The organism is Pedobacter sp. GQ55 (assembly GCF_059758925.1).
This window is the reverse complement of sequence record NZ_JCAXEI010000011.1, coordinates 118,358-143,861: the sequence shown is the minus strand read 5'-3', so window position 1 is coordinate 143,861 and position 25,504 is coordinate 118,358. Positions and strand designations below refer to the sequence as shown.

The 25,504-nt window shown below is 38.3% G+C and carries 28 protein-coding genes and 2 tRNA genes; 20 read left to right on the top strand and 10 right to left on the bottom strand.

The genetic code is table 11. The features are described 5' to 3' along the window. The 4 genes from AC6CH7_RS22640 (at position 1) to AC6CH7_RS22625 (ending at position 4,682) form a co-directional block, all read left to right on the top strand. Positions 1 to 2,286 (top strand): glycosyl hydrolase family 95 catalytic domain-containing protein, encoded by a 2,286-nt coding sequence (locus AC6CH7_RS22640; protein ID WP_498264863.1) that lies wholly within the window; start codon positions 1 to 3, stop codon positions 2,284 to 2,286. Positions 2,287 to 2,291: 5 nt separating this feature from the next. Further along, positions 2,292 to 3,023, top strand: a complete 732-nt coding sequence (locus tag AC6CH7_RS22635) for a ThuA domain-containing protein (RefSeq protein WP_498264862.1) — start codon at positions 2,292 to 2,294, stop codon at positions 3,021 to 3,023. A 57-nt stretch (positions 3,024 to 3,080) separates the two neighbouring features. Further along, entirely contained in the window at positions 3,081 to 3,368 is a 288-nt protein-coding gene (locus AC6CH7_RS22630; RefSeq protein WP_498264861.1) for a hypothetical protein, read from the top strand. Positions 3,369 to 3,626: 258 nt separating this feature from the next. Next, positions 3,627 to 4,682 (top strand): sterol desaturase family protein, encoded by a 1,056-nt coding sequence (locus AC6CH7_RS22625; protein ID WP_498264860.1) that lies wholly within the window; start codon positions 3,627 to 3,629, stop codon positions 4,680 to 4,682. Positions 4,683 to 4,751: 69 nt separating this feature from the next. On the opposite strand, the gene AC6CH7_RS22620 is transcribed toward AC6CH7_RS22625, so the two are convergent. Together AC6CH7_RS22620 and AC6CH7_RS22615 are read right to left on the bottom strand one after the other, a co-directional pair. After that, entirely contained in the window at positions 4,752 to 5,573 is an 822-nt protein-coding gene (locus tag AC6CH7_RS22620; protein ID WP_498264859.1) for a metallophosphoesterase, read from the bottom strand. A 112-nt stretch (positions 5,574 to 5,685) separates the two neighbouring features. Beyond that, entirely contained in the window at positions 5,686 to 6,225 is a 540-nt protein-coding gene (locus AC6CH7_RS22615; RefSeq protein WP_498264858.1) for an RBBP9/YdeN family alpha/beta hydrolase, read from the bottom strand. Between the two features lie 158 nt (positions 6,226 to 6,383). On the opposite strand from AC6CH7_RS22615, the gene AC6CH7_RS22610 reads away from it, so the two are divergent. The 3 genes from AC6CH7_RS22610 to AC6CH7_RS22600 are packed head-to-tail and all read left to right on the top strand — an operon-like array spanning position 6,384 to position 9,360. Beyond that, positions 6,384 to 6,992: a hypothetical protein gene (locus tag AC6CH7_RS22610; RefSeq protein ID WP_498264857.1), complete on the top strand. Its 609-nt coding sequence runs from the start codon at positions 6,384 to 6,386 to the stop codon at positions 6,990 to 6,992. Positions 6,993 to 6,999: 7 nt separating this feature from the next. Continuing rightward, on the top strand, positions 7,000 to 7,806 hold the full coding sequence (locus AC6CH7_RS22605; protein ID WP_498264856.1) for a glycerophosphodiester phosphodiesterase: 807 nt from the start codon (positions 7,000 to 7,002) through the stop codon (positions 7,804 to 7,806). A 9-nt stretch (positions 7,807 to 7,815) separates the two neighbouring features. Next, positions 7,816 to 9,360 (top strand): ADP-ribosylglycohydrolase family protein, encoded by a 1,545-nt coding sequence (locus tag AC6CH7_RS22600; RefSeq protein WP_498264855.1) that lies wholly within the window; start codon positions 7,816 to 7,818, stop codon positions 9,358 to 9,360. A gap of 7 nt (positions 9,361 to 9,367) precedes the next feature. On the opposite strand, the gene AC6CH7_RS22595 is transcribed toward AC6CH7_RS22600, so the two are convergent. Both AC6CH7_RS22595 and AC6CH7_RS22590 read right to left on the bottom strand, forming a co-directional pair. Next, positions 9,368 to 9,712, bottom strand: a complete 345-nt coding sequence (locus AC6CH7_RS22595) for a hypothetical protein (RefSeq protein ID WP_498264854.1) — start codon at positions 9,710 to 9,712, stop codon at positions 9,368 to 9,370. Between the two features lie 93 nt (positions 9,713 to 9,805). Continuing rightward, entirely contained in the window at positions 9,806 to 10,240 is a 435-nt protein-coding gene (locus AC6CH7_RS22590) for a CBS domain-containing protein (protein ID WP_498264853.1), read from the bottom strand. Positions 10,241 to 10,432: 192 nt separating this feature from the next. On the opposite strand from AC6CH7_RS22590, the gene AC6CH7_RS22585 reads away from it, so the two are divergent. The 7 genes from AC6CH7_RS22585 to AC6CH7_RS22555 all read left to right on the top strand — a co-directional run bounded on the left by AC6CH7_RS22585 (position 10,433) and on the right by AC6CH7_RS22555 (position 15,374). Then, complete coding sequence (locus tag AC6CH7_RS22585; RefSeq protein ID WP_498264852.1) at positions 10,433 to 11,719, top strand: NfeD family protein; 1,287 nt, start codon at positions 10,433 to 10,435, stop codon at positions 11,717 to 11,719. 28 nt (positions 11,720 to 11,747) lie between these two features. Continuing rightward, positions 11,748 to 12,563 (top strand): slipin family protein, encoded by an 816-nt coding sequence (locus AC6CH7_RS22580; RefSeq protein WP_498264851.1) that lies wholly within the window; start codon positions 11,748 to 11,750, stop codon positions 12,561 to 12,563. Positions 12,564 to 12,761: 198 nt separating this feature from the next. After that, the gene (locus tag AC6CH7_RS22575; protein WP_172660192.1) at positions 12,762 to 13,130 is read left to right on the top strand and encodes a winged helix-turn-helix transcriptional regulator; all 369 of its coding nucleotides are present in this window, start codon (positions 12,762 to 12,764) and stop codon (positions 13,128 to 13,130) included. Positions 13,131 to 13,252: 122 nt separating this feature from the next. After that, the gene (locus AC6CH7_RS22570; RefSeq protein WP_498264850.1) at positions 13,253 to 14,149 is read left to right on the top strand and encodes an aldo/keto reductase; all 897 of its coding nucleotides are present in this window, start codon (positions 13,253 to 13,255) and stop codon (positions 14,147 to 14,149) included. Positions 14,150 to 14,735: 586 nt separating this feature from the next. Next, a tRNA-Pro gene (locus AC6CH7_RS22565) sits at positions 14,736 to 14,809 on the top strand. Positions 14,810 to 14,863: 54 nt separating this feature from the next. Further along, a tRNA-Pro gene (locus tag AC6CH7_RS22560) sits at positions 14,864 to 14,937 on the top strand. A gap of 197 nt (positions 14,938 to 15,134) precedes the next feature. Continuing rightward, positions 15,135 to 15,374 (top strand): hypothetical protein, encoded by a 240-nt coding sequence (locus AC6CH7_RS22555; RefSeq protein WP_131607084.1) that lies wholly within the window; start codon positions 15,135 to 15,137, stop codon positions 15,372 to 15,374. Between the two features lie 247 nt (positions 15,375 to 15,621). Here the strand turns inward: AC6CH7_RS22555 and AC6CH7_RS22550 are convergent, their stop codons facing one another. Beyond that, positions 15,622 to 16,263 (bottom strand): acyltransferase, encoded by a 642-nt coding sequence (locus tag AC6CH7_RS22550; protein WP_498264849.1) that lies wholly within the window; start codon positions 16,261 to 16,263, stop codon positions 15,622 to 15,624. Between the two features lie 166 nt (positions 16,264 to 16,429). On the opposite strand from AC6CH7_RS22550, the gene AC6CH7_RS22545 reads away from it, so the two are divergent. Both AC6CH7_RS22545 and AC6CH7_RS22540 read left to right on the top strand, forming a co-directional pair. After that, on the top strand, positions 16,430 to 17,332 hold the full coding sequence (locus AC6CH7_RS22545) for a helix-turn-helix domain-containing protein (protein ID WP_498264848.1): 903 nt from the start codon (positions 16,430 to 16,432) through the stop codon (positions 17,330 to 17,332). A gap of 81 nt (positions 17,333 to 17,413) precedes the next feature. Beyond that, entirely contained in the window at positions 17,414 to 18,253 is an 840-nt protein-coding gene (locus AC6CH7_RS22540; protein WP_498264847.1) for an SDR family NAD(P)-dependent oxidoreductase, read from the top strand. 77 nt (positions 18,254 to 18,330) lie between these two features. Here AC6CH7_RS22540 and AC6CH7_RS22535 read toward each other — a convergent pair whose 3' ends face one another. The 4 genes from AC6CH7_RS22535 to trhA all read right to left on the bottom strand — a co-directional run bounded on the left by AC6CH7_RS22535 (position 18,331) and on the right by trhA (position 20,657). Further along, on the bottom strand, positions 18,331 to 19,008 hold the full coding sequence (locus tag AC6CH7_RS22535) for an ATP-dependent Clp protease proteolytic subunit (RefSeq protein WP_498264846.1): 678 nt from the start codon (positions 19,006 to 19,008) through the stop codon (positions 18,331 to 18,333). Between the two features lie 90 nt (positions 19,009 to 19,098). Next, a complete protein-coding gene (locus tag AC6CH7_RS22530) occupies positions 19,099 to 19,368 on the bottom strand; it encodes a hypothetical protein (RefSeq protein ID WP_498264845.1) in 270 nt (89 codons plus the stop codon). Then, a complete protein-coding gene (locus AC6CH7_RS22525) occupies positions 19,349 to 19,912 on the bottom strand; it encodes an RNA polymerase sigma factor (protein WP_498264844.1) in 564 nt (187 codons plus the stop codon). Before AC6CH7_RS22525 ends, AC6CH7_RS22530 begins: the two co-directional genes overlap by 20 nt. A gap of 106 nt (positions 19,913 to 20,018) precedes the next feature. Continuing rightward, on the bottom strand, positions 20,019 to 20,657 hold the full coding sequence (gene trhA / locus AC6CH7_RS22520; protein WP_498264843.1) for a PAQR family membrane homeostasis protein TrhA: 639 nt from the start codon (positions 20,655 to 20,657) through the stop codon (positions 20,019 to 20,021). Positions 20,658 to 20,878: 221 nt separating this feature from the next. Here trhA and AC6CH7_RS22515 point away from each other — a divergent pair, with 221 nt between their 5' ends. From AC6CH7_RS22515 to AC6CH7_RS22505, 3 genes are read left to right on the top strand one after another with little or no spacing between them, the layout of a single operon-like run. After that, on the top strand, positions 20,879 to 22,264 hold the full coding sequence (locus AC6CH7_RS22515; protein WP_498264842.1) for a serine hydrolase: 1,386 nt from the start codon (positions 20,879 to 20,881) through the stop codon (positions 22,262 to 22,264). Positions 22,265 to 22,274: 10 nt separating this feature from the next. After that, positions 22,275 to 24,155, top strand: a complete 1,881-nt coding sequence (locus AC6CH7_RS22510) for a beta-N-acetylhexosaminidase (protein ID WP_498264841.1) — start codon at positions 22,275 to 22,277, stop codon at positions 24,153 to 24,155. Positions 24,156 to 24,197: 42 nt separating this feature from the next. Continuing rightward, complete coding sequence (locus AC6CH7_RS22505; RefSeq protein ID WP_498264840.1) at positions 24,198 to 24,779, top strand: MiaE family protein; 582 nt, start codon at positions 24,198 to 24,200, stop codon at positions 24,777 to 24,779. Positions 24,780 to 24,783: 4 nt separating this feature from the next. Here AC6CH7_RS22505 and AC6CH7_RS22500 read toward each other — a convergent pair whose 3' ends face one another. Next, the gene (locus AC6CH7_RS22500) at positions 24,784 to 25,215 is read right to left on the bottom strand and encodes a hypothetical protein (RefSeq protein ID WP_498264839.1); all 432 of its coding nucleotides are present in this window, start codon (positions 25,213 to 25,215) and stop codon (positions 24,784 to 24,786) included. 141 nt (positions 25,216 to 25,356) lie between these two features. Between AC6CH7_RS22500 and AC6CH7_RS22495 the strand changes: the two genes are divergently transcribed. Beyond that, on the top strand, positions 25,357 to 25,485 hold the full coding sequence (locus AC6CH7_RS22495; RefSeq protein WP_498264838.1) for a hypothetical protein: 129 nt from the start codon (positions 25,357 to 25,359) through the stop codon (positions 25,483 to 25,485). The last annotated feature ends 19 nt before the right edge of the window (positions 25,486 to 25,504 follow it).

Here is a 25,504-nt window from a genome sequence, read left to right as displayed (position 1 = left end):
GTGCGTAATCTGTGGGCCATATTTCTGATCCTGTCCAGTTTTGCTCAAAAAAGTAAGGCACAGGAAATATATGCAGGACGGTATAAAGCTGTTTTCACAACTGCGCCTAAAAAGGTGCCAACGTCAAAAACCCCAGATGGTCCGTTGGCAGGAAATGGAGATATTGGGCTTACCCTTGGCGGTAGCCCTGATAAATTGCTGTTCTACTTAGGCAAAAATGATTTCTGGCGGGCATATCCGGTTTATCCCGGAGGAGGTATTGCTTTGCCAGGATGGTTAGAAGTTCATATTAGCGCCCTTAAGGGCGCTAATTATTATGCAGAACAAATACAGGACAGGGCCTTAATAGCGGGTAAGTTTACAAAAGGTAGTCTTACGCTCATACTTAATTCCTGGGTATCGGCTACAACGAACACGGTAATTGCAGAATTTACAGCAAATAAGGCCTGTACAATGAACTTTGACTTAAAAGCCACTGTAGGAAATACATCTGTAAACACAAAAGGTATTGATGGAGATGTGATTTGGGTAGCCCGTTCTTTCGAAAATACCCCATTATTGGAATGGCCTTCGCATGTTGCTATGGCGCTAAAGGTACTGGGCGGAAAAGTTGAGGAAGATGGGACGCTTAACCTGAAACCCAATCAGAAACTCACCCTATCGGTTAAGATGTATACCAATCATGATAAAGATGATTGGAAGGAAAAGACCATCCAAGAGGCACAATCGACAACACAAAGTTCAATTGCAACCATAAAAAAAGAACATGAGGGCTGGTGGAAAGATTTTTGGAGCCACTCAAATGTTCAAATTGGCGACTCCTTAATTGAGAAGTATTATTATGCCTCTCAATATCTGTTTGGATCTACATCGAGAGGTAATAAATTCGCTCCTGGTATCTGGGGACCATTTATAACCCGGGATTCATCATCGTGGGGAGGTGATTACCATTTAAATTATAACTACCAGGCTCCTTATTGGGCCGCTTATTCGTCCAATTACATTGATCAGACTGCTAATTTTGATCAGCCCTTATTGGATTATATGGAGAAGGGAAAACAACATGCCCAAGAATTACTCCACATGAAAGGGATTTATTATCCCGTAGGAATAGGCCCTAAAGGATTGGCTACTACCCGCTGGCCACTTACTCCGGATGAAATGGAAAAAAGATATGCGACAAGGGAGAATACCATTGATGGAGGATATAAGTTTTTAGGCCAAAAGATCAATGCAGTTTTTAGCGTAGGGAATATGCTGATGCGTTTTTACAGCACTTATGATACCGCCTATGCCCGAAAAATCTATCCTTATATGCTGGAGTGTGCTAATTTTTGGGAAGATTACTTGAAGTTTGAAAATGGACGCTATGTGATTTATATGGATCACTATGGCGAGGTGATGCCCAACCTTAAAAATAAAGGGAAATGGCGCGATCAATTGGGCGATTTTAATTCGACGCTTTCCATTGGTCTGGTGAAAATGTTATTTAAGGGAATAATCGATGTGAGTAGCTTTTTAAAAGTTGACACCGAAAGGGTGGGCAAATGGCAGCACATTGTAAAACATTTAAGTGATTTTACTGTGGGTGAAGTAAATGGTAAGCTGAGTTTAAAAGAAGTTGAAAAGAGCCCTTCGATCAGGCATAGCCGTATTACGGGTTTGGCAAGGGTTTCTATCCATGGGCTGATACTGCCTGGTGGAGTATGCGGACCTAAAACAGACTCTGCTTTTAACCAGATCCTGCTTAGCGATGTAGGTCGCTGGAAGGAAAGAATGCAAGCTCCCGGCGAATGGGCGAACACCCTTGGCAATGGAATTGAAACCTGCTTTCCTGCTGCGGTAAGGGTTGGATATGATTCTGATGAAATCATTAAACAGCTGAAAGACCGGATAACGCAGCAGTCGCTTCCAAACCTGTGGATTACCGCTGATGGTGGAGGAACAGAAACTCTCGCCGCAGTGCCGCTGACCATAAATGAAATGATGATGCAGAGCTATGAGCAGGTGATCAGAATATTTCCAAACTGGAACAAGGCCAAGGATGCAAGTTTTGAGCAATTACGGGCTTATGGTGCTTTCTTAGTTAGCAGCCATTTGAAAAATAGCAAAATTGAATATGTTAAACTACTAAGCGAAGCAGGCAGACCGTGCACGATAGATAACCCGTGGTCTGGAAAAAAGGTGCAGTTAACCAGGAACGGGCAGAAGGCAGAGGTGCTAGCGGGTAAAACATTTACGTTTGATACAAAAAGAGGTGAACAACTGGAGCTTACAATAATGTAAAAATTATGAAATCAATAAGAACGGCGATCTTGCTATGTATCATTAGTACAGCTTGTTTTGCGCAGAAGAAGATACACGCCCTGGTCATTACCGGAGGACATGGTTTTAAGCAGGAACCGTTTTATCATATGTTTGATTCCTTAGGTAGCGTTAGTTATGATAAGCTGGAACAACCTGCAGCCAATGAGCTGATCGCCTCGCCAGCTGTTGATAAGTACGATGCCCTCGTTTTTTACGATATGTACAATTCGATTACTCCAGTGCAGAAACAGGCTTATATACAATTGTTGAAGAAGGGAAAAGCAATGATATTTTTGCATCATTCTTTGGTGTCTTACCAGGATTGGGATGAGTTTGAGAAGATCATTGGAGGTAAGTATTATGAGCAGGCAACACTTGTAAAAGGGGATAGCATAAAATCAAGCTACCAGCATGATGTTATTATCCCGGTGAAAATTGAAGACCATAAGCATCCTGTTACCAAGGGACTTAAAGATTTCGAGATCTACGATGAAGTATATGGACATTTTGGTACTCAACCCAACATCAGACCTCTCCTTAGTACTACTCACGCCGGGAGTTCTCATTACATCGCATGGATTAATACCTATGGGCAGACAGATGTATTGTTTATCCAATTAGGACATGGACCGGAAGCCTTCGGAAATCCCAATTACAGAAAGTTGTTACTGCAAGGTATTGAATGGTCAGTGTTGCGGCATAGAAAAAAATCCTGAAGTGAAAACTATTTAGCCCGTTAATGGTTTATAAGTTACATTAGAGGATAGCAAATTATGGACCCGTTTAATATTATCATCACCAGCCATGGGGAAAAGGTTGATTTAAACATACACCCCCAGGAAGCAGGCAGTTATAAGGTGGTTTGTCATGGCGGACTGGTAGGGGAAATATTTATGGGTAATTCAGGAAACTGGGAGGCTGTTTCGGCGGATGATCTGGATTTTGGTGGCTACCCCATTTACGAGTACGATGAAACATCCGGACATGCTGATCTGCTGCTTGATGAACAGGTAGTACAAGACATTGGCAAGCAGATCAACAATATTGAGGGTCTCAGTTAAGAGTCGCTATTTCTGTATTAAATTCTTTCTTTTATGGCAGTGTTCTGGGCATGATAGCCACTAATTGCACGGGATTGTCGTTATGAGTTTTTAATGTATATACATAATAAGGTTATAAAAATGTAATGATCCATTTGATTCATTCGGTTTTTTGAGTTTTGACAGTTTTTTTATATTTTTATGTGAAGGTTTTAAGAAAAAATCTGTATATATGTATGTACAATATAAATAGTCTTAAACCAAATATCGAAAAGTATTATGACGGATTTTTTTCAAGCAATTTATGATTGGGTTATCGGTTTCTTTGGTATCGGAAATTTTATCAAGATCGTTAACTCTGGCGATTATAGCTCTTTTTTAACTTATGACGGATTTACCTCTATTATTGGTCCTCTTTTTCCAATAGTTTTAGTAATTGAGATATTAACTGCATTAATATTAAGGAAGTTCAAAGCCATTGATTATAAGATATCTTTCTTCTCATACGTTTTTAATGCTTTTGTGGGCCGATTTATTTCTATAGCTGCAATTGTATTTTGTATAGGGCTTTTTGAGAAGTATGCCATCTTTAAAACTAGTTTTACCTGGTATTGGTTTATTTATGGCTATATAGTCTGGGAATTTGGGCATTTTATTTATCATTATCTTGGCCATAAAGTTCGTTTGTTTTGGTGTCTGCATTCTACTCATCACGCACCACAGGCAATGAATCTTTCTGTATCCTATGCACACTTTTTTCTGGAAGGGCCTTATGCGGATGTGATCAGAACTACAGTATGCATTTTATTAGGCGTTAATCCGCCGATGCTGTTCGTAATTATGTTTATTGATGGGTTTTACGGTGGTTTTATACATATAGGCGAACAACTGATGAAGGATGGGAAATTGGGCTTTTTGTATAAGTACATTCTAACCCCTTCGCACCATAGGGTACATCATGCTAAAAATCCACTGTATATGGATACAAATTTTTGTAACCTACTGAATATCTGGGATCGTGTTTTTGGTACTTATCAGCCTGAGGAGAAGAATCTTCCAATCGAATATGGTATCACCAGAGAGATGAAACCTAATAGTTTTCTGGATAGTTATTTTGGAGAGTTTGCCTGTTTGATAAAAGATGTTTACAGGGCACCAGGCATTAAAAATAAATTCCTATACATTTTTATGCCACCGGGATGGAGCCATACAGGTGATCATAAGACGGCAAGTAAAGCCAGAAATGAGTTTAAGGAAATTCAACGTCGACCTATACAAAATGAATTTACGTCTGACTTTAGTACCGATCCAAAGCAAATGATGATTCAGGAATGAGAAAATAGCTTAGCTTAGTAGGATCCGAGGTAGTTGCTTTTACTGAAACTATTTTGGGATTAAATGAGTCTATATTAAATTAAAAATAGCCATTTCAGCCCTCGCTCCGAATCTTGCTGGTAAAATACTTGTTCCAATACCTTTGGAAACATACATTTTAGGGGTATTATCATTATACCATCCTTTAACATATTTTCCGCTTCCGGGTGGCAAAAATGGAGCGTAGCCAAATAAATTTATCTGACCTCCATGTGTATGTCCGGAAAGGATAAAATCAATATTCGTATCTACATCTGTTTGAGTTGAGATATAATCGCTGTACTGAGGGCAATGATTCAGAACAATATGATAGTCGCTTTTTTTATAGTCTTTTATTGCAGTATCATACTCGGCCTTGCCTCCAATAAAGTCATCTATGCCCGTTATTGAAATGGACTTATTCTTGAATGAATACTGTATTGTTTGATTAATTAGCAGGGTGCAATTATTGTCTGCATAAATTCTATTTAATTCATCCAAATCAATATTACCCCAATATTCCCAATTACCTAAAATGGCAACCTTTTTTATTTGCTTGTCAATTAGTTTTAAAAACGCATTGAGTAGAGGAGTGTTTTCGGATTTATCTATTGCATCACCGGTAATTAAGACCAGTTCAGGTTGTAATTTGTTAAGCTCATTTGCCAGATGCTTTAACTGATAATTTACAGATTGAAGGTGTAAATCTGAGATTTGAACAACCTTGATATTGGATGTTTCTTTAGTTGCCTTACCAATGTAAAATTCATTAGTTTCAATAAAAAACTTTTCGATCCAAAACATATCTGCCACGATGGCTCCGAATGTAGTCAGGAGACCTGCCCTTATAAATTTTCGCCTGGTTAGTTTCATTACAATCTTAAATGTTAAGGGCCGTATTCCAAAGAAACGATTTTTTAATTATGCATGAGCGAATAAACAGAAGATGATGACCGATTTATTGTCGACGATAATATGATGGTCATTAGCTCTTTAGTAATTTCTGTAAAATCAGTTGGCCTTCTTCCCAAAATCCTAACTTTGAGTCGGAATTAATATGGCCTTTCTCACCGATATTTATGAATTCACTACCCCACTTTTCTGCAAAATATTTGGCTCTGTTTAAGTCGAGGTAGGGATCATTAATGCTTGCGACTACTATTGATGGAAAGGCAAGCTTTATTGTAGGCATTGGTGCAAATCCTCTTACAACATCGGGCGTGTGTTCAGGAGAATCAACATCAGCAGGAGCTACAAGTAATGCTCCTTTGATATTAGATTTGTCATATCTGGCTGCCCAATGAAGCACTAGTGAAACCGCAAGACTATGGGCAACTAAAATAACCGGATAATCTAATTTTTCGACAGCCACACTTAGCTTTTCTAGCCATTTGTCCAATTCGGGCTCATCCCAATTTTCCTGCTCAAGCCTTATAACCTTGTCAAAGCTTCTTGACCAAAAGCTTTGCCAATGGTCATCTCCAGAACCTCCTAATCCAGGTATAATCACAATTTTTGCTTCCATTTTTCTAAATGCAGTTGTTTATTGTTTTATTCTATAGGGCCTAGCAATAGATTTTAGCTCCTAATTATAGTGCACAATTTAGTAAACTGTAATGAACTTTATTGAGCCATTTTAAAAATGATATTTGCTAAATTACAAGGGTATTTTAATTGTCAGGCATGTTACAAAACCGAGTTGATCCATTTGGCAACATTATTAAATCTCCTGCGAGGGGTACATTAATGGGAAATAGAGGATTACTACACAATGAAAAGCAGGAGATTCGACGTCTTTTTAAGCTCACTGCCTGGATAACCTGCGTATTGGAATTTAAAGATAGGAAGCGGCCGGTGATGGCTCCTGGCCAATATACTGAGTTGTTTTTTCTGGATGAAGCCACCTCGTTTGCTGCTGGTCACCGACCATGTTTTGAGTGTCGCAGAGCCGAGGCGAGTGCTTTCAAAACGTTTTGGTTAAATGGGAATCCTGAATATGGATTTAACACTAAAACACCAATAAAAGCGATAGATGATATTCTTCAGCAGGAAAGGGTCGATCAAAATAACAAAAAGGTTACTTTCCTGGAATACCCGGATGCACTACCTGACGGCACATTTATTATCTTTAAAGAAGAACCTTATTTAATACGGAATGGAATGATATATCTATGGTCGGTAGAAGGGTATGGGACAGCAGGCGTGTTGCCAAAAGAAAGATTACATGTATTAACTCCAAAATCTGTGGTTAAGACTTTTAGAGCTGGGTACCTTCCTTTATTTAAAGAATAAAAAGAATATGAAATTTACCATAGGAATAGTAATCTGTTTATTGCTGTCTTTGATCCAATCTGTGGGTGTTTGCCAGAACTCGAAACAGCATTCGCTCGCTGCCAACTATAAACTGATAGCCCATCGCGGTGGTGTGGTGGATAGCCTTTCTGCAGAGAATAGTCTTTCAGCATTAGAAAGGGCAGTAAAGAGAGGTTACTGGATGGTAGAAGTGGATTTAAGATTAACCAGGGATGGGGTATTAATTACAAATCACGATAAGAATTTGAAACGATCTTTTGGTGAGGATGCGGATGTTTCGTCCATGACCTGGGAACAGATCAGTAAGCTTAGGGATAAGAAAGGCAACAAAATATTAAAATTTGAGGATGTGCTTAATTACTGCGAGGGCAAATTGCAGGTTATGATTGATAATAAAATAGATGGAAATGATACCGTACTATTTACAAAAGTGATAGATATGCTTAAAAAGTACCATTTATATGAGAATGTGTTAATGATTGGTACAGATGAATCTACTGATTTTTTTACTGGAAAGATAAAGCTCAGCTGTACCAGAGAGCAGCTTAAAGAAAATATGCTTAAAGCCAATTACCTTTCATCTAACTATTTTCTTTTCTCTGACAGTATTTCAAAATCAGATGTCGAATGGGCTGGTAAGCATAATATTTTAGCCGTAGGTGTAATTAACTCTTGGGCACTAAAGTCATCTGATGTTATGGGCAAGGCCAAAGAACAGGCTGATAAATTGAAATCAACAGGGCTACTCTACTTTCAAATTGATTCCGTATTCGATCATTTATTTAGCTATTAAAAAAATAAGATGAAAAAATTACTAATCCCCGGACTTATAATGGCAGTATTGCTATCTGGATATGCCATTAGGCAGGACAATAAAGAAACAGTAACATTCACAAAAGAGAAATTACGTGATAAAATAAAAGGAGGCTGGGCAGGCCAAACTATTGGGGTGAGCTTTGGAAGTTATACAGAGTTCAGGCACAATGGTACTTTTATACAAGATTATCAGGTAATCCCATGGGGAGAAGGATATGTTAAAAAACTGATGTTGGAATGGCCGGATTTATATGATGATATTTATATGGACCTAACTTTTGTAGAAGTATTGGAAAGAGCAGGTTTTGATGCTCCTGTTGATTCATTTGCAAATGCCTTTGCCAATGCTTCATATAATTTATGGCATGCAAACCAGGCCGCCCGTTATAATATTCTTAATGGAATAAAAGCACCACAAAGCGGACATTGGCTAAATAACCCACATGCTGACGATATTGACTATCAGATAGAGGCAGATTTTGCGGGGTTAATGCATCCGGGAATGCCAAACTCTGCAAGTACTTTAAGTGATAAAGTTGGCCATATTATGAATTATGGTGATGGATGGTATGGTGGGGTTTATGTTGGGGCAATGTACAGTCTTGCCTTTTTATCTGATGATGTGAACTACGTAGTGAATGAAGCCCTGAAGACCGTACCAAAAGAAAGTGATTTCTATAAGTGTATTGCCGATGTAATCAAATGGCATAAAAAATATCCAAACGACTGGAAGCAGACCTGGTATGAGGTTCAGAAGAAATGGTCAGAAGAATCAGGATGTCCTGAGGGCGTATTCAGTCCGTTTGACATTGATGCGAAGGTTAATTCTGCTTATGTGGTAATGGGACTGCTTTACGGAAAAGGAGACTATACAAGGACATTAGAAATAGCTACACGTTCCGGACAGGATTCTGATTGTAACCCATCTACCGTTGGAGGGATTTTGGGAACAATACTAGGTTACAGTAAAATTCCCGATTACTGGAAAAAAGGATTGAATGGTAGTGAGGATATGAACTTCAAATACACAAATATGTCTTTAAATAAAGTGTATGAAATAAGTTATCAGCATGCCTTGAAAGCAATTGCTGCCAACAACGGTAAAGTAGGGGATGCGGAAGTAATTATTAATGTGCAAAAGCCAGAGGCGGTACGGTTGGAGAAAGGTTTTGAAGGGATTTATCCTGTAGCAAAAGAGCCACTTAATCGCAATATTGATGGTGTTTACGAGTTTGACTTTGAAGGAACCGGATTTGTTTTGCGTGGCAATGCCGGAAAAAATGATCAGAATTTGGATGATTACGAACTTAAAGCCAAAGTATATGTTGATGGTCGGACTATCGAGACTGCTCATTTACCTACCGCTTACAGAACCAGGAGACATGAAATTTGCTGGCGCTATCAGTTGCCCGATGGTAAGCATCATATAAAAATTGAGGTTTTGAATCCTAAAAAAGGGTACTATTTAAGGGCATGGGATTACATAACCTATGGTGATAAAGCCATTGATGGGATAATGGCTCATAAATAGAATCAGCTTACAGATTAAGATAGCTTGTTATCGTATGCTGTAGTTCATCAGAAATGGCTGATCCTGTTTTATTTTCAAGCTGATGCTGTGCAGAATTAAATTTCTCAATATAAGTGCCCGTTTGGTCATTAAATTTTAAATACCCCTGGTCAAAGAAACGTTCCTGTACCTCGCCCGATGAATCCATTGAACGGAAGACAAGGGGTGAAATTTCAAATGTCTGTTTGTTTATATATAGCCACCTGAATATGTCAGCAATGTCTGCACTTTCAGGCAGGTCATTACGTTTCACTTCCAGTAAGCAATCGGAATCATTTTCCAGGTAATATAAGCAGGTGAAGGGAGGTTTCATGTATTTCTAAAAAGCAGATATGGGCCGAAAATAAAAAAAGTTATCTGTCTTTCTTTCATTTTTGTGAATCTTTTTGTTGCCTCAATGATCGTGCTATCTGGTGCTGGTAATGTAATGATCCAGATTTCCGATGATAAACTTTTGCTCTTCAATGATGTATTTCACCACATCTCCAATAGAAATAATGCCACTTAGCTTGCCCTCATCTATAACCGGCAAATGTTTAATAAAATTATTTGTCATTAACCACATACATTCTTCTATTGTATTATCGGAAGATACGGTAAGCGGATTCTCCGTCATGATTTCGCTGATCGTCAATTCTTTTGAAGATCTGCCCTTTAGGATTACTTTTCTGGCGTAATCTCTTTCCGTGAAAATTCCAATGAATTTTTCATGATCCATAATCAGAAGCGAGCCGATGTTTTTTTTAAACATTAATTCCAACGCTTCAAAGACTGTGGTACTTGGGCTTACAAAAATTGTAGAACTGGTTTTTTCTTGTAAGATGTTTCTAACTTTTCCCATAATTTAACTCCTTCCTGTAGCAGATTTGGGTAGTAATATATCAATAGGTTGGTCATATTAAAGTTACCTTTAATATTGCTAAAAAAAGAATAATAAGCAGTTAATCTTCAAGATAAATGTTACCGTGGTTTTGCTCGTTTCTTGTTGATTTTCAGTACATTTATATATTGCGTGAGTAATAAATCTAATCGTATGAAAAATAAGATTTTGTTCTTGATTTTTCTAACTTGTTTCCCGTTGATGTTAAGTGCACAAAGGGTTGTGGTGATAAAGATTGATGGTGCAATTAATCCAGTTTCGGCCTCCTTTATTCATAGCGGAATTGAAAAGGCAACGAAGGAAAAGGCAGTATGTCTGGTTATTCACCTAAATACGCCGGGAGGCTTACTACAATCTACCCGTACTATTGTTAGCGATATTCTGACGTCACCTGTTCCAGTCGTGGTTTACGTTTCCCCCTCTGGCTCACATGCCGGTTCTGCCGGAGTTTTCATTACCCTTGCAGCTCATGTTGCCGCCATGGCACCCGGAACCAATATTGGTGCTGCTCACCCTGTGAACCTGGTAGGTAAGACAGATTCAGTTATGAATGTAAAAGCGACAAATGATGCCGTCGCATTTATCCGCAGTATAGCAGAAAAACGAAAACGCAATCTCGAATGGTCCCAAGATGCAGTCAGAAACAGTTTGTCTATTACCGAAAATGAGGCGCTCAATAAGAACGTAATCGACTATATCGCTGCAAATGAAAATGAATTACTTAATCAAATAGACGGACGAAATGTAGAACTAAGCTCCAGCAATGTTACGTTACGTACAAAAGGAGCTAAAATTCAATATGTAGAGATGAGCGCTTCAGAAAAGCTGCTTGACTTTATCAGTAATCCTGATATTGCTTACGTTTTACTCATGCTGGGCATGGCAGGAATATACTTTGAATTGTTCAATCCCGGAGCAGTGCTACCAGGGGTTGTTGGGGTAATTAGCCTGATCCTTGCCTTTTATGCCATGAATACTTTGCCGGTTAATTATGCCGGATTAATGTTGATCGTCTTTTCTCTGGTGCTTTTTCTGCTCGAAATTAAGGTAGTTAGCCATGGAGTGCTTGCAATTGGAGGTGTGGTGTCACTGTTTCTCGGTTCGGTAATGCTGTTCAAGTCAAGTTCTTCATTAGATATGATTAAAATATCTACGGGAGTGGTTATTTCAGTTACTGTGTTAAGTGCAGCTTTCTTTCTCTGTGTAATAGTTTTAGGCTTGCGGGCACAGCGACTCAAAACAGTAACAGGGATCAATATCTTACTGGGACAGACCGGAGAAACGCTGAGTCAGCTTAACCCGCAGGGACAGCTACAGGTAAATGGAGAAGTGTGGATTGCAGAATCAACTAAAGGGAAAATTAACAAAGGTGAGCTGGTAAAAGTAATTAAGGTTAAAGGGCTTACTTTATTTGTGGAGCCACTCGGGCGTACCGTATAATTCTATGTTTAACTAAAAGGAGGTGTTTATGTATTACAATGTGTTTTTTATAGTGCTCATTTTTTTTGCTGTCATCGTACTTTCCAGCGCGATCCGTATACTTCGTGAATATGAACGTGGAGTTGTTTTTCGTTTAGGTAGGGTGCTAGATAAAGGTGCAAAAGGGCCGGGGCTGATTCTTTTGATCCCTTTTATTGATAAAATGGTAAGAATATCGCTGCGTATTATAGTTATGGATGTGCCACCTCAGGATGTGATTACAAGAGACAATGTATCTATAAAGGTTAATGCGGTAATCTATTTTAGGGTAATAGATCCTCAAAAAGCTGTAGTGGAGGTAGAGAATTTTTTAACGGCTACTTCTCAGTTTTCGCAAACAACATTGCGGAGTGTACTGGGACAGTCGGAACTTGATGATCTGCTTTCGCAACGCGATAAAATAAACTTGCACCTGCAACAGATCATTGATCTGAAAACGGAACCCTGGGGCATAAAGGTAACGGCGGTTGAAGTAAAGCAAATAGACCTTCCTCAGGAAATGCAAAGGGCAATGGCTAAACAGGCCGAGGCAGAACGTGAAAGGCGATCAAAAGTGATTTCTGCCGAAGGAGAATACCAGGCCTCGCAACGTTTGTCGGACGCCGCAAAGATCTTAAGCGAACAGCCAAGCGCACTAACCCTGCGCTACCTGCAAACTCTTCGTGAAATTGCAACAGAAAACAACTCAACAACGATTTTTCCGGTACCAATTGATCTGTTGAAACCTTTTATGCAGCCATCTGTAGAACTGCATCCAAAGGAAGATAAGCCAGCTAAGGAGGCAGATGGTAATGATCTTACTTAATGGTGTTTCTGATATGATAGTAACTAGAGAGCTTGCTGTAACGACTTTTTAATCTAAAAATCCAGCGAAATATTTTACTGATCTGCATACCTTTTTGATTAGTATATAAAATTGTATTTCAAAATTAGGAGGCAATAGTTTATTTTTGTTATGGGTTAACTAAAGGTAACCGGTTACCTTTAGTTAACCCATTTGAGTATGGCAACAATAAATATCAACGGAAATATAAAAGAGGCAACCTGCGAGCAGGAACTATCAGCAATTCGTGATAGCCTTGAAATACTTGGTGGAAAATGGAAACTACGGATCATGCGTTACCTGAACAATAGGAAGGATGGCCAGAATACTTTCAAAAAAATCCAACGTGAAATAGAAGGCATTTCTGCCAAAATGTTATCAAAGGAGCTGCATGATCTTGAAATTAATCTGCTTGTTTCCAGGACCGTGCTGGATACCCGACCCATTACCGTAAAATATGCGATCACCGAATACGGTAGTAGTGTGTTACCGGTAACGGAGAGTTTAGTGATATGGGGGCTTAATCACCGAGAAAAGATAAAAGCATGATTTCGTAACCATGAAATTCACCATGTCTTTATAAAGACAGTTATTTAAAAAATGTAAGTATTTTTTTACTAAAATTTATATAGATTGAAGTAATGCTTAGATTTGAATTATAGAAAGAGAATATGCAAAAGATTTATATGGGAGATGCGGGGCCTAAAGTGTCACCTGCAGTTTATGGTTTTTACAGATGGGATGATGTTAAGGATGCTGATGCTACTTTAAAAAAGATTTTTTATTTGTGCATGGAGCTGGGTATTAACACCTTTGAGCATGGCGACAGCTACGGTTCTGAAAAATGTGAGCAATTGTTTGGAGAGTTGCTAAAAGAAGGCGCTTTTAAAAGAGAAGAAGTTGTTTTGTTTAGTAAATGCGGACTAAGGCTTCCAAATGCACAGCGCCCTGATATTAGAGTTAAACATTATAATACCTCAGCGGATCATATTATTGCCAGTGTAGAGCAGTCGCTAAAGAATTTGAGAACTGATTATATCGATATCTTTTTATTAGACAAACTCGATCCAATATCTAATCTTGAAGAAACAGCCCTAACCCTTGAGCGACTAAAAGAATCAGGTAAGATCAAGAACATAGGTGTAGCAAATTTCTCTGTTTTTCAGCACCAGTTATTGGCTTCTTACTTAACTAAGCCAATAGTAACCAATCATATTGAACTAAATCTGCTAAACATGCAGGCGTTGGATAACGGACAGATTGATTATATCAAGCAACGTTACATGCGTCCGTTAGTTTATGCGCCTCTTGCAGAAGGTAGAATTGCTGCGGGAACAGATAAACAAGCTGTTAAGGTGCGCGAAAAGCTAGAGGAATTAAGTGCAAAATACAATGTGCACATTGAATCATTAGCAGTAGCATGGCTGGTTAAATTGGGGGCGTTGCCACTTATTGGCACAACAAATGAACAAAGAATTAGAAATGCAGTAAATGCTTTTACCATAGAGCTTGATCATCAGGACTGGTATGAATTGTATAACGTATCTGTTGAAAACAGTAATCTATAGACAAAACTTTGTAGAACAAAATAGAAGCTTACATTATTTTTTTAAAATTATTAGGTAATCCAATTTACAGTTGTATATTTGTGGTGAGAGCGTTAATTTAAGCGGGAGTGGCCATTATGGTTTATTCCCGCTTTCTTTTTTAATCATTTTTTTCTAAGCCAAAAGACCACCCTAAATCCCTTCTGATTCTATTTAAATACTCGCTGCTAAAGGAGATTTTACTGTTAATAATCTTTGATACAGCCGGGAGTTTATAATGAAAAGAGATAAAATATAGGCAGTTCTGAATAAGCGAGAAGGGGAGGATTCTGATGCTGAAACCCAAATATGCTTATGCTACCTAAAAAACTTAAATATTTTATGTTTTTTTAAGTGGTTGATATAGAGTGAAAACCCGATTTTTGTATCGTAAAAGGATGTTTTTTAACTTTAATTAGTGTTTAAATATTTGCACGCAAATGAATTATTTCTATCTTTGCAGCCTTAGCTGATGAAGCTAGAAATAAAAAAAGTAAAGTTAGCTTTTATAAAAATAAAGTTGTTACTTTGCAATCCCTTCGAAAAAGGGAAAAAGAAGATACCAGTTCGGGGTGTAGCGTAGCCCGGTATCGCGCCTGCTTTGGGAGCAGGAGGTCGTAGGTTCGAATCCTGCCACCCCGACACAACTACTTAGATGAGTAGTTTAATATTGACCAGTAAAAACAGATACCAGTTCGGGGTGTAGCGTAGCCCGGTATCGCGCCTGCTTTGGGAGCAGGAGGTCGTAGGTTCGAATCCTGCCACCCCGACACACAACAAAAAGCCTTTAAGTCGTAAGATTTAAAGGCTTTTTTGTTTTAATATTATACATTTTTATATGTATTATTAACTTCATTTTTATTACAATTGGAATATTTGTAGTATAGTGTTGCTATATTTGACTATGCAAATTTTGCATAATTTGCAATTGATTAGATAATAATATCTAGCTAATAAAATTACCATTATGGGAGTTTCTTCAGTTGTTGACCGCCTTTTAAAAAATATGGGAAATATGCATGAATTAGGGCGTCAGAGGGCGTTTGAATTAGGCAACCCATTTTATGCTCAGTTTGCTGAAGATGGTGGTTTATGGCGTAAAGAATTGCCAAGTGGTGAAAAATTCCTTGTCTCACTTGAAGTTATTACTGATGAAAATGATATGCCTGTGGAGGTTAAGGATACTATTATTAAGAAATTGGACTAGCATATGCCAGAGCTAATCTTCGTAGCTGGTTGCAATGCCACTGGTAAATCAACATTTATTAGAACCCGGTTAAATGAGCTTGAAAGTTTTGAGATTTTGATGACCGATGTTTATATTGTTCCTCCTGTCATGCGAACAATAAGGTGAACAGATTTAATATTTGTATTTGTTCGCTATAAAGAGCTTAAACATGTAAGTATTTAAGTCATTGAAGATGAGATCAACAAACACTTTCGGGATTCCTTATTTAAGGCGTCCATTCAATGTTTGTTTTTAATACTTTGGCTGGCACACCTCCTGCTAAACAGTTTGCTGGAATACTTTTATTAACGACTGATCCTGCTGCAATTATGCATCCATCCCCAATTTCTACACCCTTTAATATAATAGAATTGGTTCCAATCCAGACTTTATTGCCTATTTTAATAGGGATAGTCTTCTTATGTGTACCGCTTTCGATGTTATGAACATCACTATCCCATATAGTTACGTTTTCTGATATCGCAACGTTGTTTCCTATTTCGATTTTCTCATAACACTTAATCTTCACGTTCCTATTAATGTATCCACTGCCTAATTGTAGGCAGGCCCCCTCAGTCACTATAATATGTGCACCAGACTTTATTGTAAACGTATTTAGTAATTTAACTCTTGAATCTTTATGCATCTCTAGCATACCGTAGAATGGCTCGCGGTATCGACCACTATAATTAAATTTAAATCGCCCAGTTGTTATATCGATTCTTGCAGAGGGATCTTTCTTCACTGAAACATTTCCATAAAATATCAAGAGATTTTTCTTTGTTCTATCTCCCTTAAACATAATATTATGCCAAATTGTCTTTAACAAATTGGCTTTGTAAATAATGTTAAGTATCTCGCTTTTCATTTTTTCTGAAATTAGCGTTAAGCAATTATAATAAATGCTATCTAATTTACTTTTTCAATATTAGCAAACTTAAACATAGCACACAAGCGAAACTTATATATAATTATAATACGCTTGGTTTATGGTGTTTTTTCTGAATTTGGTTTGAATTGTATAACTTTGTTCTATGGCACATACGGAGACACTTGAGGATTTCTACAAGAAAAAATTTAATTGGTTACCTGATAATCTCAGTCAGGATATTGGACACTTTAATGTATTTAGATCCGAGGACTGTTACATCCCCGGTGCGAAGCCTGTTCAATACAGTCGGCGGGATTTCTACAAGATCAGTCTTTTCAGGGGTAAGGGAGTCATTCACTATGCTGATAAAAGCATAGAAATGGATGGAACCGCATTGGTTTTCTTTAACCCAGTTGTTCCTTATACTTTTGAAAATCTAAATGACAAGCATTCGGGTAGATTTTGTATTTATAAGGAGTCTTTTTTTACCGAGATGCTGCGTAGTAATATCCATCAATTACCTATGTTTTCTCCTGGAGCAAATCCTGTTTATGTGCTTAACGCTGAACAGGAAACAATTGTATTGGCTTTATTTGATAAGATGCTGGTAGAACTTAATTCCGACTACATTTTTAAATATGATTTACTTCGCAATTACGTTACTGAGTTGATTCACTATGCTTTGAAGATACAGCCTTCTAATCGTCTCTATCAACACCCGGATGCCAATTCACGTATCACAGCTATATTTACAGAGCTTCTTGAGCGACAGTTTCCCATAGAGTCCCCTTCGCAAAGATTTAGTCTGCGTTCTGCTAAAGATTTTGCCGATCAACTATCGGTACACGTTAACCATCTTAACCGGGCTGTCCGTCAGACGACTGGAAAAACAACTACGGATCATATTATGGAGCGGCTAACCAGCGAGGCCAGGGCACTTCTACGTCATACGAACTGGAATGTTTCCGAGATAAGCTACTGTCTTGGTTTCGAAGCACCTACGCATTTCAATAATTTTTTCAAAAAACAGACCAGTACTACTCCGTCAGCATTTCGTGTTGTTTGAATTTCGTAATGATCGGTTTGATCAGCGTACACGCTCAGCTGTTGTTTCCCATTATCTTTGTATTGTAAAAACAAACGAAATATGGAGAAAGTCAGAACTTGGTTTATTACAGGAGCTTCCAAGGGATTTGGATTAAACCTGGTAAAACAATTACTTCAGGCGGGTCAGAATGTTGCAGCTACTTCCCGCGATTTAAAGGCATTGGTAGATGCCGTTGGTGTTACCGCACCAAACTTTCTACCGCTGCAGGTAGAACTTAGTAATGAAGATAGTGTTGGCTGCGCCATCCATCAGACAAATGCTGCCTTTAAAAGCATCGATGTTGTAATAAATAATGCAGGCTATGGTATCGGAGGAAGTATCGAAGAATTAAGTGATCGTGAAACCCGCAATAGCTTTGAAATAAATGTCTTTGGAACGCTGAACGTTATCCGAATGGTAATGCCTTATATGCGCAGTCAAATGTCGGGACATATTATTAATATATCTTCGATAGCAGGTATAACGGGTACAAGCGGCTGGTCAGTTTATGCAGCTACAAAGTTTTCTGTTGTCGGATTGTCTGAGGTTCTGGCGCAGGATGTTGCAGAATTCGGAGTTAAAGTAACAGTGGTTGCGCCTGGTGCATTTCGCACTAATTTTCTAAATGCCGATTCAATCAATATCGCGCAGCATGCTATTCCTGAGTACACCGAGGTGCATAATGCGCAAAAGATGCTTCTGCAAAAAGCCGGTAAGCAAATTGGCGACCCAGCAAAAGCAGCAGCAGCTATCATTGAGATAGCTTATTCAGAAAATCCTCCACTTTACCTGTTGCTTGGCGATGATGCTTACAGCCGTGCAATGACCAAATTGGACAGACTGAAAAAGGATTATTTACTCAACGAAGAGCTATCCAAAGCTATGGCCTACAACGGATGATCAGCTAATATTTATATGACTACTGGATGTTAAATATTAAAAATCCTGTAAGCCCTTAGCTTACAGGATTTTTAAATTTACCCTAATATTTCATCAATCATACCAAATTCTTTGGCCTCTGTAGCAGTCATCCAATAATCACGAGCAGCAACCTCATTTATTTTATCATAACTCTGACCACTACGTTCCGCAATGATCTGATAAAGTTCGGTTTGAATCTTAAGTACTTCTCTGATGCTGATGTCCATATCTGCGGCAGTTCCTTGCGTTCCGCCCGAGGCTTGATGGATCATTACCCTAGAATGTTTCAGGGCGGAGCGTTTTCCAGCTGTACCTGAGCAAAGTAGTACGGAAGCCATAGAGAGGGCAATACCTGTACAGATTGTAGCAACATCAGGCCTTATATATTGCATAGTATCATAAATACCAAGTCCGGCGTAGACAGATCCACCTGGAGAATTAACATACAGCTGAATGTCTTTGTCAGCATCGGCAGATTGCAAAAAAAGCAATTGGGCCTGTATTACATTGGCATTTCTGTCGTCAATAGGTTCACCGATAAAAATAATCCTGTCCATCATCAAACGTGAAAATACATCCATCTGTGCTACGTTTAATTGTCGTTCTTCGATGATGTAGGGGGTCATGGCAAACGGACCAACGTTAGTTGATGTTTGGGAGATGTGACGATCTAGATATAGACTGTTGATCCGATGGTGTTTTATTGCGTAATTGCGAAATTCGTTGTTCTTCATGTCTGTTGTTATTAGTTAAATTTTAGGCATAGGTTGCCCTCACCTCTGGTTTGGAGGGGTATAATTGTGAATGCTAATTAAATGGTTAGGTTATTTACCGAAAAGCTGCATAATCTTTTGCCCGAAAGAACGATGTTCTGGGGTAGTAAACAACTTTTCATGTACCTGTTCTATTTCTTTTTTCAGCTGCAGTCTTCCGTATTTATGGACCAGATTATATGTTTTTTGCTGCCAAAAAACACTTTCCTTTAAATTTGGTTGCAACAAAAGATTGGCTTCAAACAAGAGTATATCTTCTGTATCTGTATCAGATAAAAGAAAATCCTCTATCAATCGCAGCTCATTCCATGATGTCTTCATATTCCAGTGATTTTTCTTTTACAGTTTCTTTTATCTTTTCCAGGCATTTAAATTTCTGAACAGTTGCTGATCGCGCGCTTGAAAATCCAAATCGCTCAGCCAATGTTTCCATATTCAGCTTTTCATAATAAAAAGCGCATAATAGCTGCATACATTTCTGACCTGCTGTTTGCATCAAATGAAGTAATCTGGAGGAAGATATCTCTTCGTAGACAGAATCAGCCGGGGTTGCCTCTTCATCTAGGTCAATATTCAATTGATCAAGGGATAGCTGCTTGCTGGTTTCTTTGTAGCGTTTATTCCAAAGGTATTTGGTAATGCCAAAAAGATATGCTTTTTCGCTGTGCCTAAGCACCATTCCGGTATGCTTTACTTTTTCATAATAAATGATCAGTGCATCCTGAAAAATATCTTTGGCTTCATCAAATGATCCACCCATTCTACTCACATGGCTTGCTACAAGAGGAAAAGTATCCTGGTACAGCGACATCAGCAAAGTTTCATTATCTGTGCTTACTTTATCTTTATTGAGTTTTGTAACCATTGCAACTACGTTTTAATAGTATGTGTCTGTTTGGATATAAATATCACCCAAATCTGGTAATTATTTTTTACTAATAACTATTTTTGATTCTTCTGCTAACTCCGTTTTACATAGAAAGCAATACGGCTACATAATGGCAAATTGCTGCTGCCAGTACCATTGCGTGCCATAAGGAATGTGTATAAGATCGCTTTCCAAAAATGTATATTATCGTTCCGGCTGAATACAATGCCGCGCCGATAAATAGCATAATGATTACAGATTCCGGAAGTACTGAAAAGAATCTATTGCCTCCAATAATCATCATCCAACCCATAAGCAGGTAAATAATTGTTGACACTATATTGAACTTGCCTGTGAACCATATTTTAAAAAATACACCCAGAAGCGTCAATCCCCATAGTACCGAAAGCAGGGTGATCCCGAAGCGATTGTTCATGTAGATCAGTAAAAAAGGAGTGTAGGTTCCTGCAATCAGGAAATAAATACTTATGTGATCAAAGATTTCGAATAGTCTTTTTACTGCTGGCTCCAGTGCCAGGTGGTATACCATTGAACAAGTGAACAGCAACATAAAACAAAAGCCATATATGCCTGCACCAACAATTGCTGAGACGTTGTTGTGAGCCGTTGCAATTCCTACTAATACCGGCAGGCCACTAACACCAAATACTACTCCAATACCATGTATCAGTCCATGAACCAGTTCTTGTTTTCTGGTATACTTGTATTTAATTTCCTCCATCAAATAAATAACAATTGAAACTTGTAAAAGTTACCTATATACCACTGTTTATTGCATTGTTTACTAATGTAAATAATTACCTTAGTTATTTAAATCATATGTTGTTCGCTTTTATCCAGTACCCAATAGCCTGTTTATTATTTAGATGCTGAAGCACTCAGTATAACTACTAAAATGCCAAAGAATCTTTCATTTAGAAACTTAGTTAAATAAAGAAAATTATGCAAAGTCGCTACTACCTGATTATTGTACTTCTTCTTTCAACTCAAATTACCTGTGCACAAGTTGACAGGAACTTTGTGGCAAAATATGATGAGTTGCTGTCGGCTCAATTTAAACCGGGAGAAACAGGAGCGGCTGCTTTGGTAGCAAAAGATGGAAAAATTATATATAAAAAGGCATTTGGAATGGCTAATCTAGAGCTGGGTGTTCCAATGACAACTGATATGGTTTTCAAAATTGGTTCTGTTACAAAGCAATTTACCGCTGTAGCGATACTACAGCTCCTGGAGCAGGGGAAGCTGGGACTACAAGACGACATAAACAAGTATATTGCTGACTATCCTAATACGGGAACCAAAATTACCATAGCGCACCTTCTTACGCATACTTCTGGTATAAAAAGCTACACAGGGATGTCGGATTTTGGAAAAATGATGCGTAATGATATGACGCCAATTGAGCTTATCAATATTATTAGGACTCAACCTATTGATTTTGCGCCTGGAACTAAGTATAAATATAATAACTCGGGATATTTCATTTTAGGGTACATTATTGAAAAGGTTACTGGAATACCATATGGAAAATATATAGAAGACAAGATCTTTAAGCCTGCAGGTATGAACAACTCCTATTATGGGGATAATGAACGAATAATTAAGAACAGGGCGGCAGGTTACGATCCTGTAGAAAACGGACTAGGCAATGCAGCTTTGCTCAGTATGAAGCTTCCTTATGCAGCAGGATCACTAATGTCTACAGTTGAAGATCTGTACAAATGGAATCAGGCGCTTTTTTCATACAAAATAATAAAAAAGGAAAGTCTTGACAAGGCATTGACCCCATATAGATTAGCCAATGGAGAGAAATTGAAATATGGTTATGGGTTAGCCTTAGATTCGCTTCAGGGAAGTAAAACTATTTCACATGGGGGTGGTATAAATGGTTTTTTATCTTACGCCACTTATCTGCCAACAGAAAAGGTTTTAGTCGTTGTCCTTTCTAATTCTACAGCTAAATCTCCTGATGCTGTTGCAAATAAGATCGCTGCAATTACCATTGGTAAATCAATTCCTGATAAAATTGCTGGTGTTGAAAGTAAGCCTTCTACAGAAATCAAAGTACCTGAGGCAACATTATTAACATATGTAGGCGAATATCAATTGGCACCCAATTTTTCTATTGCTATTACACAGGAAGCTGGGAGATTATTTGGACAAGCTACAGGCCAAAGTAAAAATGAGATTTTTGCAGAATCAGAGAATATGTTCTTCTTAAAAGTGGTTTCAGCAAAAGTAGAGTTTGTTAAAGATAAGGAGGGAAAAATCAGCAGCCTTTTCCTTTATCAGGCCGGCCAAAAGGTAGAGGGAAAAAGAATTAACTAATCCACTAAATATGAATTTCAGATACTTCAGAATAGCAATATTTACGCTCTGCATGCTATTCTCGATAAATATATTCGCTGTAGAAAGCGTTCCAGCGCTAATCCCACAACCAGTAAAGCTTCAAAGGTTTCGGGGGAACTTCAAAATAAGCAAGGCTACTAAACTGATTGCAGCTCCTGCAAATAAAGAAATAGCAGAATTGTTTGCTGCTATGATCAAAGCACCAACAGGCTTTACATTAGGCCATGCAACGCGTGGAGTTTCAACTATTCGGTTGGCTATCAACAAAGCTTACAATAAGCAGATAGGCGATGAAGGGTATACTTTAGATGTTAAGCCTACCAAAATTACGGTTCAGGCAAACAAGCCTGTAGGTCTTTTTTATGGCATGCAAACTTTAATGCAATTGTTGCCAAAAGAAATAGAAAGTGCAGAGATTATTAAAAATAAAGCATGGTCTATACCCTGTGTTAAAATAACAGACTATCCAAGATTCGGGTGGAGGGGTTTAATGCTCGATGTAAGTAGGCACTACTTCCCAAAAGAAGTGGTTAAAAAATACATCAATCAGCTTGCTAAATATAAAATGAACATATTTCATTGGCATTTAACTGATGATCAGGGATGGAGGATAGAAATTAAAAGCTTACCAAAACTTATTGAAGTAGGGGCCTGGCGTGTACCAAGAATGGGCTTATGGTGGAAGCGTGATCCGCAAGGGCCAAATGAGGTTGCTGATTATGGAGGGTATTATACTCGGGAAGATGTTAAGGAAATTGTTAAATATGCCCAGCAGCGTTTTGTAACTATCCTGCCCGAAATAGATGTCCCCGGACACAGTCTTGCCGCACTTGCTGCTTATCCAAACTTGTCCTGTACAGGCGGGCCTTTTAAAGTAAATGTGGGTAATACCTTTTATGGTGTTGATGACAATGCATTATGTCCGGGCAACGAAGAAAGTTTCGTGTTTATGGAAAAAGTATTGGGAGAGGTGGCGGCGCTTTTCCCTGGTCAGTATATCCATATTGGCGGTGATGAATGTTTTAAGGGATTTTGGAAAGACTGCAAAAAATGCCAGAAAAGAATGAAGGATGAAAACCTGAAAACCCCAGAAGAACTGCAAAGTTATTTCATCAGACGTATGGAAACCATTGTTAAGTCTAAAGGGAAAAAAATGATGGGATGGGACGAAATCCTGGAAGGTGGATTGGCACCCGAAGCTACGGTAATGAGCTGGAGAGGAATGAAAGGAGGCATCGAAGCGGCAAAAATGAATCACCATGTGATAATGACGCCCGCCGACAATTGTTATCTTGATCTTTATCAGGGAGACCCAGCTGTAGAACCACCAACTTATTCTATGCTTACCTTGTCTAGTTGTTATCATTTTGAACCCATTCCAGCTGAAATACCTAATCCTTCGCTGATATTGGGAGGCCAGGGTAATTTGTGGACAGAATCTGTTCCAAATTACCGACATGTAGAATACATGACCTGGCCCCGTGCTTTTGCCTTGGCTGAAGTATTTTGGTCGCAAAAAGAAAACAAGGGATGGGATAGCTTTATTTCCCGAATGGAGCGCAATCTTGAAAGGTACGATGTAGCTAATATCAACTATGCAAGAAGTGTATATGATGCCTCAATTAAACCTTTAAAAGACACTGTGAATAAAACGCTCCGCATTGCATTAGCTACCGAGATAAAGAAATTAGACATCTATTATACGTTTGACAATACTTATCCGGATAGCTTTTCTCCAAAGTATACCGATACACTTACAATACCTAAAGGAGCAGATCATTTAAGGGTTTTAACTTACCTTAACAGCAAGCCGATAGGTAAAATGATTACGGTTAGTATAAAAGATCTGGAAAAGCGTACAGAAGAGTAAGCAAATCTTACTAATTTTGGCGTAAAGAAGATATTTATTACCATGCTTGGATTAAAATTATTGACGGACCCGCGTTGGGCAAACATTGCTGAATCAAATTTAGAAGAGATTTTAACTGACCACGCCTGGTGTGAGCAAAAAGCAGCAACGAACGCCATTACCCTGATCGCCAATAATTCAGAACATATGGATTTGGTGCAGGAATTAACAGCTATCGCCATTGAAGAAATGCAACATTTTCAGATGGTAGTTGATATAATTGAGAAACGCGGTTATACACTTGGTCGTGAACGTAAAGACGACTATGTTGGTCAATTGGTTAAGTTCAGTCGCAGGGATGGAAGCAGAAACTCGGCTTTTATTGACCGTCTTTTATTTGCGGCGATGATTGAAGCCAGAAGTTGTGAGCGCTTCCGTGTGTTGTCGCAAAATATCAAAGATCAGGAGCTTGCAAAATTCTATTATGATCTGATGGTATCAGAAGCAGGTCATTACACTACTTTTCTAAACTTTGCCCGCAAATATACCATTGATATTGACGTAGATAAAAGATGGAAAGAATGGCTTGAATTTGAAGGTGAGCTTATCCAAAGTTTCGGCAACAAAGAAGCCATTCATGGTTAATTGTTTAAGGTATCTTTTCAAACACAAACCTTGGGTCTTGGTAATTGATTGGAACGTTTTTTTTGAAGTAACGTATGTTCATATAAATTTCCATAGAACCTTCGCCCATAATTAGCTTCCCATCCTTTTTTAACAAAGCTATTGGAGTTTTGTGCCATGTCTCAACTCCATAATGCTGAAAGCGATAAGTTCCCTTTAGCTCGTCTCCTTTTACAATTCCGGTTACATCACCAGAATCTTTATAAAGACCATGGTAATTTATTTCCAGCTGTCCAAAAAACTCCCTGTCAGTTATGTTTATTTTAAAAGTAGCAGTGTCATCTTTACTTATAGCGCGATATAATGTTTTGGTGTTATTTTGGTCTACGCTAGTGCTTGAACAACCGTATGTCGCAAAAGCGACAAATAAACATAGAATTTCTACAAATCTCTTCATATAATGATGGGCGCTTTCAAATATATGTTAATTTATCTCCTTATAAATTGATAAAGATTTTTCTGATTAATGGTTTATTAAGTAAATATTAACCAGATTTATTTTTTTTGCTTTCAAGATCATAACCAAATAAAACCAGGGATGCGAAAAATTACTGCACTTATCGCTGTACTGTTTATCTGTACATCAAAGAATCTGTTCGACGGACTTGGCCCGATTGTAAAAGAGGGGGTGCCCTTGCTAATTGTTTCTGGAAGCCAGGATCCTTGATTTAAAGAGCATACTAAGG